Here is a 12,753-nt window from a genome sequence, read left to right as displayed (position 1 = left end):
ATCGGACTGGTGTTTATTTGACCACCTGTGGTGCCTTTAGCCGGGATTGGCGGCGGCGCAAGGGGAGATGATGTTGGGCAGGGTGGGGGATACCCCGCGGAAGGGAACGGCAGTGGAAGGATCGCCTGTTGAGAACCTCCCAAGTTGTGTTATCTGGCAGAATGAGCGTTGAAGAAATGGCCCTTGAACTTCCACGTGCTGACAAGCTGAGGTTGATGGAAGCGCTCTGGACAGATCTTTCCAGACAGGATCAGGAACTGGAATCCCCATCTTGGCATGGGCCCGCGTTGAGGGAAACAGAAGCGCGGATCGCCGCTGGCAGTGAAGCTGTCTATACTTGGGAACAAGCAAAAGCGAGACTCTCTGCTGGCAAATGACCGTCAGAATCTCCGAGTCGGCTATCCGAGACCTTGAAGATGGCCGAGACTTTTATGAGTTCCAGGAAGCCGGTTTGGGGCCGATACTTTGAGGACTGCCTTTCTTCAGATATTGAATCTCTGATTCTCTACAAGGGGCTTCAGCGTAAGATCTTCGGACACTACCGACTGCTCTCGAAGCGATTCCCTTTTGCGATCTACTATAAGATCGATGACGATGGGGGAGTCTTGATACATCGAGTGTTGGATTGCAGGAGCAATCCCGACACGTCGGGATGACCTACAACCCAAGGTGGTGGCAAGTGAGGGTGATACTTCACCTCACGGGACGTTTGGCCGGGACCAGGACAAGAATGTTCCTCACTCCTTTTACTGATGAGGGGCAGGAACAGAACAACCCAGGGGTCTCCGGCGATACCAACTCCACCCCGAAAGTTTCTCTGCCGTTTCTTGGATATTTCACCGTCTTTTCATGAGCGGTTCATCAACGTTTCACGTGGGGGTGGGAGGATGCACTCATGAAATGCCCACCCGCTTTTGCGCTTCCTTTGCTGGTCGCTTCTGGATTGATGAGCTTTGGAGAAGCGACCGGACTCGGCCAGGAAGCTGGCGGGCAGGCTGCATCTCCTTCTCCGCTGGATAAAGCGGAGGTCCGCATCCCTTACTCGGAGCTCAAGAAGCTCTGGGATGAGGCGCATGCGGCGAAAACCCCTGTTCCCCCAGAACCATTGCCCGAGGGCTTGTTGCTTGCCGCGTTGTTTCGCGCCGACTTGTCCTCGGGTAAGGTGGGGGTGGAAGCTGAGTTCAAAGTGGAAAGCTTTGCCGGGAAGTGGGAGCGCATCCCGCTGATGGGTGCGGGGCTGACGGTGGCCAGCGTGGACCCGCCCGACACGCGTCTCACGGTGGTGGAGGACAACCTGCTCTTTGTCGCACCGCAAACCGGGCCCGCGACGATCAAAGTGAAGTTCGCGGAAACACCCCTGCCAGGGGCGGGCGGGGCTCCGTTCCTGCGGCTGATCACGCTGCCCAGTGCGGTGGGCTCCCTGGAGCTGCGCGGGCTGCCGGAGGGCCGGGCGGTGCTGATGGGCGATGGCAGTGCGGCCTCTGGTCAGGTCCAGGAGGGCGTCATGAAGCTGAGCCTTCCGGCTCGCGGTGGTCCGGTGACGCTGAGCCTGACGGATGCCGCGCTGCTTCCGAAGGAGGAGGCCCCGCCCCCGCCTCCACCGCCGCTCACGCCCAGCGAGTGGGCCTTGCAAAACGAGGTGCTCGTCTATGAGGGCGAAGGAGAGCTCTGCTACCGGGCACTCATCAATGCCTCCGCGCTCAATGGATCTGCCGTGGAGGCCGTGCTCCTGCTGCCGCCCAATGCGCGCTCCGTGAAGGTGACGGGAGACGATCTGGTGGACAGTCGTCCCGCCCGCACCGCCAATGGCCTGACGGAACTCCGGTTGAAATGGAAGACGCGCGACATCATGGAGCGCCAGCTCACGGTTTCCTATGCCCTGCAGCAAATGCCGATGGCCGCCGAGTGGGCACTGCGGGCGCCCTCGTTGGAAAAAGAGGACCAAGTGAAGTCCCTCTTCATGTTTGTCCTGTCGCCAGGCGTGGAGTTCGCTGGCGTGGGATTGCAAGGCCCCATCCCTGCCCACAAGCTGCCCCGCTGGGTGATCGCGGAGACCAAGGCCCCCGAGTTCGGCACCGTGACGGCTGCCAGCGCTGTCACTCTGCAAAGCCGGGTCTTGCCGCGGCTGGAGACGGCCGTGGGCGTCATCACCCGCAGTGACTATGTGACCAAACTGGTGGGAGACGGTGCTGTGCTCACGACCGGGACGGTGGAGATCGAGCATGATGAAGCCCTGCGCTGGAGCGTGGCGCTGCCCGAGAAGAGCAACCTCCTCAAGTGCTCCGTGGACGGTGCCCCGGTGAAGCCCATCGTGCGGGAAAACGGCGTGGTGGAGGTGCCGCTGCCCTATACCGGCACCAGCTCCAAGACGGTGAAGAGCCAGGTGGCCTTCTCCTACACTGAGACCAAGGAAAAGCTCCATGCCGTGGAAGGCCAGACCAGCCTGGAACTGCCGCTCACCCCGCTCTTCATCCAGGAGGTGCTGTGGTCGGTGGAGATCCCAGACACCTACCAGATCAGCGGCGTGGGGGAGGGGATCGAGCACGCGGCCCCTGCGACGGATGGGGGATCGGGAAATAACGCCCACACCGTCCGGCTGGTGCGCAAGCTCTGCCGGAATGAGCGGCCCCAGGCACAGCTCTTCTATCAAAAGAGCGGCCTGCTCCAGTAGGCGCGTCCCGGCCGTCTTCATCCAGGTAGTTTCATCCAATCCATCCAATCCATTCAGCCCTTTCACCCCATCTTGCCATGACCCCTTTACGCATTCTGGCCATCGCGGCCATCACCCTCTGCACCGCCGCGGCCTGGGCCGTGCTGGGGCGCACCCTCCAGGTCCGCACGTCCGGTTCCGGCAGCCAGCTTGGTGACGATGTGACGGATGTCTGGGGGCCGGAGATGCGTCAGGCGCATCCCACGGCCTTCTACTTCAGCCCCACCGGCGCCAAGGGGCGCGTCACCCTGCAGCCCAGTCGCAGCAAGGTGACGGTGAAGCTGGACTACGATCCCAAAAAACGCGGCCTGCTCTGGCACCGGACCTATCGCGCCGACTTTGCCGCCGAGTATGAATTCTCCAACCCCACGCCGGTGTCCCAGACGCTCTATGTGCAGTTTCCTCTGCCCTCGGGTGACGCCAGCTACCAGCGCTTCTCCTTCACCCTGGGCGGGGCCGCTGCCAGCCAGGCCACGCCTTCCGGCGGGATGGTGACTGAGGCCGTGGTGGTGCCCGCCCGCAGCGCGGTGCCGCTGAAGGTGACCTATGAAACGCGCGGCATGGACACCTGGGGCTACGCGTTCCCCCAGGCGGGGCGGGTGGCGCAGTTCAGCCTGGTCATGCAGACGAACTTCAATGAAATCAACTTCCCCAAGGGCACCGGCTCCCCCACGGATCGAGATGTCAACAACAAGCTATTCACCTGGGACTACCCGGATGTGCTCTCCGCGCCCGCCATCGGCATGGACATGCCCAAGGTGCTCAATGCCGGTCCGGTGGCCTCGCGCATTGCGTTCTTTGCCCCCGTGTCCCTCGTGTTCTTCTTCACGGTGCTGCTCATCGTGGGCATGGTTTATGGAGCCAACCTGCACCCCATGAACTACTTCTTCCTGGCGGCGGGTTGCTTTGCTTTCCAGCTCCTGTTTGCCTACCTGGTGGATCTGGTGCCGCTGCACCTGAGCTTCATCATCTCTGCCGTCGTGTCGCTGGCGCTGGTCTGCCCCTATGTCGGAGCCGTGTCGGGGCGGAAGATGTTCTGGGTCGCCCTGGCCGCGCAGACCGTGTACATGGTGCTCTTCAGCTACAGCTTTTTCTTTGACGGGCTCACGGGGCTGACCATCACCATCGGAGCCATCCTGACGCTGGCGCTGCTCATGCTGCTGACCGCCCGGGTGAACTGGGTGGAGAAGCTGGGTGGGTTCACAGGAAGTCCGCCGCAGTCACGGCCCGCGCCCCCCTTGCCGCCAAAGTTGAATCCGAATCCAACGGTGTAGCAAGAAGTTCAGGCCTGCATTGCGGGAGACAAAGACACCAGGCATGAGCGAACGGGCATTCCTCATCGGGAAGTCGAGGTGTTGCCTCCCGGAGTGGATGCCAGAGGGGCCCACCTCCCATCCAACCATCCTGGGTTGCCGGGCGACCGCCCCGGTTGCCTCAGTCAGGAGCTGCGAGGTTTGAAGGGGCCTCGCGCGACAGAAGCAAAACGCCCCGGTCTCTTGCGAAGGAGGCCGGGGCGCGTGGACCTGGGATTGAGCTCTTGATTAGAACTTGAAGTTCATGCTCGCAGACACGGCGTGATTGCCGTCGTCACCGCGACCGAAGTCGGCGTTGTAGTACACGTTGAAGTAGAGCTCCGTGCCCACTTGAACGCCGACGCCAGCCCCGACGAATACGGCATCGCGGTCGTCGTTGGCGTTGCGGTACTCAAAGCCGGGGCCGCGGCCACCATCCAGGCGGGCGTGCAGGGTTTCATCGTCCTGAAGGAACTCATGTTGCCAGAACACGCGCAGTTCGGGGATGATGGCGACGGTCTCGCTCGCATGAATGGTGTAGGCGAGGCGACCGCCCAGATAGGTGCGGAAGCTTTCGCTGGTGGAGTCATCCAGGCCCAGGTTCAGCACGCCGGCACCGGTTTCCGTCACGCCGTCCATCTCCAGGCGGGTGTATTGGGCGCTCAGTTGAGGACCCACGGTGAAGTTGCCGAACTGTAAGTCATAGCCGGTGCCGATGAGGGAGAAGAACTCTGCTGCATCCGGATTGCTCCGGGCGGTGCGATCCAGGGAGGCCCATGAGAGGGGGCGCACAATGCTGTAGTCCGTGGTGCCGCCGCCAACCGCTGCGTTGGCATAGAAACCCTCATGGTCGATGGTGGCATACAGGCCGAAGCGGACGGACTCGATGTCGGTCTCACCGCCGTTGGCGTAGTCGCCCCAGCCCTCCTGATAGCTGGCGAAGAGGCCGAGGGCGAAGTGCTCGCTCAGGGCGTAGTCGGCACCGACCAGGATGGTGCCGCTCTCAAAGTCTTCGCCGGGAGTCAGGCTCAAGCCGCCGCTGGAGAAGAGGCCGCTGCCTTGCACCCAGGCATTCCACCGGGCGTCATCACCCACGGGAGGCTGGACTGGAGCCGCGACCTTCTGCACAGCTTTCGGGTTCTTGGAACCAACGGTTGGGGCGGGGGCGGGAGCTGCCTCGCCCGCCAGGGCGCGCTGGCCGAGGCGGCGGGCGCTGAGCTGCTGGTGGAGGAGCTGGCCGTGATTGTGGCTGAGCTCAATGCCGGTGCGGAGCGCGCCGTCATAGTAGGTGGGCAGGATGGCTTCAAACGCGGCGGGATATTGATCGGCGCGCAGGACATCCAGGGCGAGGGTGACTTCGCCGATGTCGCCGTGCTCGGTGCCGATCCAGTGATCCAGCGCAAGTGCGAGGCGGGTCTGGTTGGGCGTCTGGGCCACGAGGGTGTAGCTGGCCGGAGCCACGAGCAGGATGCCGGTGCCCCCTTCGGTCAGGAAGCGACCACGCAGCACGCCGGGATTCGGCATGACAATGCGATCAAAGCGGCCCGTGATCTTGCCCGCGTGGAGGAAGGGGTACTGGTCGCCAAAGGACACATGCTTGTTCAGCGCCGCAATGCGGAGCGTGCCGTCCAGATGCGCGGTGCCGTGCACAGTGAGGCGGTCATAGCGCCCTGGGCCGGCCACTTCAATGAGCAGCGTGCCGCCGGAAGTCTGGGTGTAGTTTCCGCCAATCGTGAGGTGGCCGATGGAGTTGCCGGGGCTCACGGTGCCAGCGTTGTGCACATTGCCGGAGATGTAGCCGTTGCCACCCAGCAGGGCCCCGCGGGAGACATTGACCTGGGGCGTCATGAGGTTGCCGTTCACCAGCAGGCTGCCGCCGGTGACAGACGTGGTGCCAGCCAGGAAGCTCGTGCCGTTGAGCACCGTGGTGCCGCCCTGGAACTGCGCATTCTGGAAGTCGTAGAAGGAGTGGTTGAAGACAAAGCGTCCGCCCGCGCCGGGGTTGATCACCAGAGTGTTGGCTCCTGTACCGCCGTGGACATCGCCCACGATGGCCGCTTCTCCGCCGAGGATGAAGAGCGAGTCATCGCCCTCGCCCAGATCGATGGCATTGCCGCTCATGCTGATGACGGTGCCACGGTTGGTCATGAGGTCGGCCCCGCCGCCCATCTGGACGGTCGTCACATCACCGGCCCCTTTGATCAATCCCGTCGCGTTGTTGATGAGGGTGTCGGCGAAGGTGCCGATGATCTTGATGCCAAAGCCGCTCTTGCCCTGGATCAGGCCGCTGTTGGTGATGCTCGTTGCTGCAAACGCATTGCTGCCGTTGGAGTCATCCACCAGAATGCCGTTGCCCACGGAAGGCGTCGCCGCATTGTTTTCACCGGTGATTTCCGCACCCACGTGGTTGACAATGGTGCCGCCGCCGATGGAGACGCCTTCGGAGTTGTTGAGGGAACCGTCGTTCAGGCCGCCCGCGTTGACGCCGCGGATGGCACCGTAGTTGATGAGTGTCACCGTGCCGTCCACGTCCACGCCATCGCCGTCGCCCACATCGTACTTGGTGCTGTCATAGTTCCCGATGATGGAGCCGTAGTTGGTGATGATGGCGGAGGAACTGCTCTCATCGATGTTGATGCCTGAACCGTTCACGCCCTGGATCACTGCACCGGCATAGTTGGTGACCGTGATGTTGAAACCACTGCCGCCGTCTTCACCGGTGATGCCGTGGCGGCCGGAGACAGTGCCGTAGTTGTAAACTTTGATGCCAGTGTTGGCCTGCGCGTCGATCCCGTCGCTACCGGAGACGACCCGGAGCAGGCCGTCCATTTCCATTGCGGGGAGCGCGCTGATGGCTCCCCAGTTGTTGACCACCCCGTTCACGCCCGGGCGGATCGCGTCTGCGGCGGTGGCCTCAAACAAGCCCCCGAGGTAGTTGTTGACCGTATTGCTGCCGGTGGTGATCGCGGCAAGGTCCAGCGCCTGGCTGCCACCCTTGCTGGCGTTGTTGGATCGCACCGTGCCGTAGTTGTTGATCGTGACATTGCTGTCCCCGCGATTGATGCGAATCGTGTCCGCGTCCGCCGTCTGGATCAGGGCGCCGGCGTTGTTGGTGATGATGCGCGTGCCGGAGTTGCCGCTGCCGGTGTTGTCGATGGCCCGCCCCGTGCCTGTTTGCAAGATGCTGCCGCTGTTCACCACATTGACTGTGCCGGAGCCGGTGATGTTGACGGCGGTCGTGCTGCCGCTGACGGAAAGCGTGCCTCCAGCCTGTACGGTGCCCGTGTTGCCGGTGGTGAGCGTCTTGGCAGAGTTGTCCGTCGGGCTGGAGGGGACGGTGAAATCGGCTGCCAGGCCGGAGTGCAGAGGCAGGGCCGCCAGGGAGGTGGCCGCGAGTCTCTGTAGTAAACGGGAGTGCTTCATGGGAGGATGGTTTGAGGATGAACCTCGTTCCTAACTCCGGCCTCCCCAGACGTGAAAGCGGGGACGGGTGACGATTCCGTCGCATCCATGTCGGTGAAGATCTGGCGGTGAAGCATGCGCCGCAGGTCGAGAAGACACCAGACGCCGGACATCAGACCTGAGAGTTGCCCGCGCAGTTGGCAGTTGAAAGTAGTGCAGAGCTTTAGCTCGGTATGGGAGCACGTGAGTAGCGCGACTGACGCGCTAAAGCTCTCTACTACTTTTTCATGCCCCAGAGTTCAGGTCTGACGTCTGGATTCTGGCAGTCTGGTGTCTGATGCCTATTTCCTTCATCCCCCGCTCCTTCTCCTCCACCTCAAACGCCACCTCCAGAAACTTCGGGATGAGCGCCATGTTGCTCATGGTGTGACGGCTCAGGGCAAAGGTGGTGAAGGACCCCTTGCCAGCGAGAGCGAGGGGCAGGAGCAACTGATCGGCGAGGTGCACGCCCACCGGGGCGTCGTTTTCCAGGTACTTGATCAGGCCTTTGGCGGCGGTGGAGCCGACCTGCTCGGCGGAGCGTCCCATCTGGGCGACGGAGGAGGACAGCTCTGTGATGTGCTCGAACCGGGCCCCTAGCATGACGATGTTGCCCGGGCCGGTGCTTTCAGGCACGGCGCGAACGTTCACCGCATCCGGTTCCCAGCCCAGGTGGCCCAGCAGGGTCTTCACCTCACGCTGCACGATGCTGCCATCGAGGTGGGCGTTGAGGACCGTGCCGAACTTCGTCACCAGCTCCCCGCGTTCATGCAGATCGAGCTTCTTCCACTTCTTCATGGGCAAGACGTCAGCCTTTAGGAAGCCGCCCCCAGACTGCATGAAGCCGGGGCGGCCGAGCGTGACAGACGCTTTCACCCCCATGCGGTGCAGCACCGGGAGGAAGCACTCTTCAATGAACTCGAACGGCGGAGCGAGCGGGTTGTGGGTGCCGCCCTCGATGCGCACCGTGCTGGGGCCGGGAGCATGGAGCAGCGCGGGCAGCAGCGTCTGCAGCACCAGGGTGGTGGCCCCGCCGCTGCCGATGGCAAACTGGTAGTCGCCAGCGCGCACCGGGCCGGGATGAAATTTCAGCTCTTGGGAACCCAGATGCGCGCCCTCCACCGCAGCCCCGCAGATCTCCGCCGCCGCGTTCACACAAGTAAGGTGCTGCCGCATGAGTCCCGGCTTGGGCCGGGCTCCGCGGATGCAGGTCATGTGAAACGCTTTGCCAGTGATCAGGGAGAGCGAGAGGGAGGTGCGTAGCAACTGGCCACCGCCTTCAAGGCCGGAGAGAAGGAGCATGGGGGATGGGTTCTTGGTGCTTGGTGCTTGGTGCTTGGTTGAATGCGGCTAGTCATCCGCTTCGCTCGCGTCTTTGATCACGAAGCGGGCTTTGAGTTTGCAGACCGTCTCGGCCAGGCCGGCGGTTTCCACGGAGCGCAGGACTTCGTTGAAATCCTTGTACGCGTTCGGGGCTTCGTCGATCGGGTAGGTGCGGCAGTTGGTGAGGATATCGTGAGTCACGAAGTCGGCGTCCACCAGCTTCTGATCCAGGACGCGGCCTGCCTGCTTGCGCCCCATGCAGCGTCCGGCACCGTGGTTCACACTGTAGCAGGACTTCACGGCACCGGGCTTGGCCACCATGACGACGGAGCCGTCCCGCGGGTTGCCGGGCAGGAGGATCGGGTGACCGGTCTCGTGGAATGGCGTTTCCTTTAACCCCGGGTGCAGGGCAGGGAAGGCGCGGGTGGCCCCCTTGCGGTGCACCCAGGTGTTGCGCCCATCCACCAGCTCTTCGCGGGCGATGTTGTGGCTGATGAAGTACACGAGCTCCCCCTGGGTTCCAGGAAGCACTTCCTGGAAGGCCTCCAGCACGAGCGAGTTGATGAGCAGGTGGTTCACGGTGGCGAAGTTCGCCCCCAGGGACATGTCGTCCAGGTAAGCGTTGGCCTCCGGCGAACCGAGCGGTGCATAGACGAGCTGGCGGTCCTCCGCCGGGAACGGCAGCGACCACTGGCGGAAGAAGGCTTCCAGGGACTTGAACTGGCGCGAGGCCAGGTCATGACCGAACCCGCGGGATCCGCAGTGGGAGAGGAAGGCCACATGACCATCCTTCAGACCAAAGGCCTCGGCCGCACGGCGCGCCTCGGGAGATCCTTCGGCAAGCTCCACGCGTTCGCATTCTCCGAAGTGGTTTCCTCCACCGTAGGAACCGAGCTGCTCCACCTTCTTGTCGAAGTTGGGGTAGCCGTTGAAACGGCGCATCTTCTCGAGGCGCTCGATGAGCGTGGAGACGTTTCCGTCATGACCGACATGCGCGCTGTCTTCGCAGCGGGCCGCCCATTCCGGCGGGATCCCGAGCGCTTCGCACACTTCCTTGGAGGCACCCTGGGTCACCACCTTTTCACCGAGGTCCCCATTCACATGACGGGATTTCTTGGCTGTGCGCTGACCGCGCCCGGCCCCCGTAGGCGTGCGTTCCACAATGGCATTGATGAGGGCACGACGCACCGCCTTGTCCGCGATGACGTCATCCGGAATGTTCAGCTGGAGCAGGCTCATCGAGCACTTGATATCCACGCCCACCGGGCCTGGATAGATGTGCGTTGGCGAGACCATGACGCAACCCACCGGAGCCCCGTAGCCAGCATGCGCATCTGGATTGAGCACGAGATCCGTCACCCCCGGAGCGGAGCGGGAGTTGAGCGCCTGCGCCACACACGTGGCGTCGAAGCTGTTGCGGATGGCCTCCGTTCCGATCACGGTGATCGGCTTGCCTTTGCTGTCCCGGGCAGGGAGAATGGCTTCGGCTTCACCGGTGACGTGGAAAGGGGAGATGACTGAGGTATCGGACATGATTGAAGTGAGGAGGTGAAAAGGCTGAATTGAATGAAATGAGCGTGGGCGGCAAGGAATGGCGAAACCTGTTTTTCCTGCTCTGCCATTGAGCTACCCGTGCTGAACCAGCACGAGACGGGAGTCGAACCCGTAACCAAGTAAGATGTAGTTTCCCCGGCATCCGCCCGCGCAAAGCGGGCCACGATGTGGCATTGACGTGTTTGAAAAAGGTGACGGCGACAAGGGGTGAGGAAGCTTTTCACTGCTCTACCATTAAGCTACTGCGGGGTGTTCGTCCCGCAGATGGGAATCGAACCCATGTCTGTGCTTGGGGAAAAGGAGCTCCTTCGGGCATTCGCCGTCATTGGTAAAAGGGGTGTTTGAGCCAGATAAGGTGCTGACGACAAGGAGGTGGAGAAACAACATCCGGCGCTCAATCCCGAGCTACTGTGCCGCTTTCGCGGCACATAGGGAGTCGAACCCCTGCTTCCGGATTCTAATGTAGTTTCGCCGGCATTCGTCAGCGTTTTGGGGGAGGGAAAGAGGTGACGATGACTAGAGTTTGAGGAACAGACTCTGCTGCTCTACCACTGAGCTACCGCCTGTATTGCTACAGAGGGGCGGGAGTCGAACCCGCGACCGGCAGATTAAGATGTAGTTCCTCGGGCATTCATCGTCGTTTGGGAGAAAATCAAAAAAGGGGGATTGGAGGCTGGTGACAAAGGGGTTAGTGAGACAGAACAGTTGCAATGTAGTCTCAAAGGCATTCACCAGCCTCCAAAGGGTTGTCATGACGGGCTCGTTAGAGCGGCACCTGGTTGATCTCGCCGACCCAGTGGTCCGGCCCCAGTTCACCCCGGGCGAAGGCGGCGATCACCTCAAAGACCGAGTCCGAGAACCCGCCGATGTTGAGGATGTCCTTTTGTTCCTTCGCTTGCGTAGTGGTGTAGGGCTGGATGTCCAGGCACACGAGCCGTGCTTGCGGATTGCGTTGCTTGAAGACGGACCATTCCGCCATGGTGCGGGTCGGGCTTCCGCCAAACCGGCCGTGAGCGGGTGTATCCATCCAGGATTCGTTGTCCGAAACATAGATGACCAGGTCTGCCTGCGCCTTCTGGCGGTTGAGTTCCGCCATGGGCGCGCTGCAGTTGGTTCCGCCGGAGGGCAGGGCCAGGAGCTTCTGGGCATTCGTCATCACCGAGTCACGCGGATTCAGGGTCGCTGGCACCACGTTGTCGGAGAAAGGCATTACCACAGAGTTGCGGTTCTGACGCAGGAGGCAGGCAGAGACCAGGGCGGCAACGTGCAGGCACGTCACGGCTGAGGTCGCACCCTTGCGGTAGCCCGTCACGGCAGAGCGCATGGAGCCGGACACGTCCGGGCAGATGACCACCTTGCCGTCCACCTGGGGCACATTGGCCGTGGCGTGTTCCATGGCGTCCTGGAGGGCGTCACGGATTTCCGCCGGCACTTCCTGCCCAGCGCTGGTGTAGGCCATCAACAACTGGTACGGGAAGGCGTGGGCACGCTGCACCTGGGTTTCATCCCGCAACCGGTCAGCCACGAGGGAGACGATCTGCTTGTCCTCAAACACACCGTGCCGGGCAAAGGTGTTCAAGTTCATGCGGGTCATCTGCCACGGGGCCCGACGGGCAATGGACTTCCATTGGTCCGACGTGAGCGGCAGGGCGGTCAGCATCTGGAAAGGCACATCCGGCACGGGGCCCTGGCGGTCTTTCTTCCAGGCTTCGAATTCACGTACGATGGCCGGGAGGAGATCTGCCGGGTGCTCACGCTCGAGGAGATAACCATAGAGCGCGGCACGCGCGGTGGTGGCCGGGCGGGGGTGCACCATCTTGATGATGTCTGCCAGGGACGGCGACTGGCCCACGTCGGCACGGAAGAGGTCTTCATCCCGGCGGGACTCGAGCCAGCGGCGCACGAGGCGCTTCGGCAGCGTACCGAGGGACTTGCGACCGGTCACCCCGGAGCGCAGGATCTGCACGAAGTTGCGGAGCATCTTGGCGTTGTCGATCACGCGATCAAAGATGAGTTCAAGGCGGTCCACATCGCGGGAGGCCAGCACGGCGCAGAGCAGCGCGGGTGTATCCTTCATGAGACCCTTCTTGCGGCAGTAGAGCGCGGTGCGGGCCAGGAAGTCCGTCGGCGTCTTGGCCGCGAGCTGCAGCACGGTGTCGAGCTGAGTTTCGGCCGAGGCGTAGTAGGTCGCGTTGAGGCATCCCGTGGCGGCGAGCTGGGCCAGGGCAGCCCGGTCTTCGAGCGGGTAGGCCGCGCCACCGGCCTCGTTCACCGCCGTGGTACGGGGGAGGAGGGCTCCGGCTTGGGATGGGAAGAGTTGCTTGTTGGCCATAAGGGTCACGTTTTGTTCTGCATCTTCCTATCGCCAGGAGCGTGCCAAGTCGCGCCAACCGGACCCCTCCATGCGCTGGAACCCTTGATTTCACTAGGGAA

The 12,753-nt window shown here is 62.6% G+C and carries 7 protein-coding genes; 3 read left to right on the top strand and 4 right to left on the bottom strand.

Translation table 11 applies throughout. The features are described from left to right. Positions 1 to 161 precede the first annotated feature (161 nt). The 3 genes from VSP_RS43885 (at position 162) to VSP_RS32625 (ending at position 3,984) form a co-directional block, all read left to right on the top strand. Positions 162 to 377: an addiction module protein gene (locus VSP_RS43885; protein WP_156346425.1), complete on the top strand. Its 216-nt coding sequence runs from the start codon at positions 162 to 164 to the stop codon at positions 375 to 377. A 518-nt stretch (positions 378 to 895) separates the two neighbouring features. Continuing rightward, positions 896 to 2,671, top strand: coding sequence for a hypothetical protein (locus VSP_RS41810; RefSeq protein ID WP_156346424.1), 1,776 nt, complete (start codon positions 896 to 898; stop codon positions 2,669 to 2,671). Positions 2,672 to 2,748: 77 nt separating this feature from the next. Next, entirely contained in the window at positions 2,749 to 3,984 is a 1,236-nt protein-coding gene (locus tag VSP_RS32625) for an inner membrane CreD family protein (protein WP_009966044.1), read from the top strand. 267 nt (positions 3,985 to 4,251) lie between these two features. Here VSP_RS32625 and VSP_RS40440 read toward each other — a convergent pair whose 3' ends face one another. From VSP_RS40440 to VSP_RS32600, 4 genes are all read right to left on the bottom strand, one after another. Beyond that, positions 4,252 to 7,425 (bottom strand): autotransporter outer membrane beta-barrel domain-containing protein, encoded by a 3,174-nt coding sequence (locus VSP_RS40440; protein WP_009966043.1) that lies wholly within the window; start codon positions 7,423 to 7,425, stop codon positions 4,252 to 4,254. A 264-nt stretch (positions 7,426 to 7,689) separates the two neighbouring features. Then, positions 7,690 to 8,745: an RNA 3'-terminal phosphate cyclase gene (rtcA, locus tag VSP_RS38560; protein ID WP_009966041.1), complete on the bottom strand. Its 1,056-nt coding sequence runs from the start codon at positions 8,743 to 8,745 to the stop codon at positions 7,690 to 7,692. Between the two features lie 48 nt (positions 8,746 to 8,793). Next, positions 8,794 to 10,299: an RtcB family protein gene (locus VSP_RS32605; RefSeq protein WP_009966040.1), complete on the bottom strand. Its 1,506-nt coding sequence runs from the start codon at positions 10,297 to 10,299 to the stop codon at positions 8,794 to 8,796. Positions 10,300 to 11,083: 784 nt separating this feature from the next. After that, positions 11,084 to 12,652 (bottom strand): vWA domain-containing protein, encoded by a 1,569-nt coding sequence (locus tag VSP_RS32600; protein WP_009966038.1) that lies wholly within the window; start codon positions 12,650 to 12,652, stop codon positions 11,084 to 11,086. Positions 12,653 to 12,753: the final 101 nt, after the last annotated feature.

The sequence above is a fragment of the Verrucomicrobium spinosum DSM 4136 = JCM 18804 genome, assembly GCF_000172155.1.
GTDB lineage: Bacteria > Verrucomicrobiota > Verrucomicrobiia > Verrucomicrobiales > Verrucomicrobiaceae > Verrucomicrobium > Verrucomicrobium spinosum.
The sequence above is the reverse complement of the archived record's forward strand: the minus strand, read 5'-3'. Positions and strand labels throughout refer to the sequence as shown.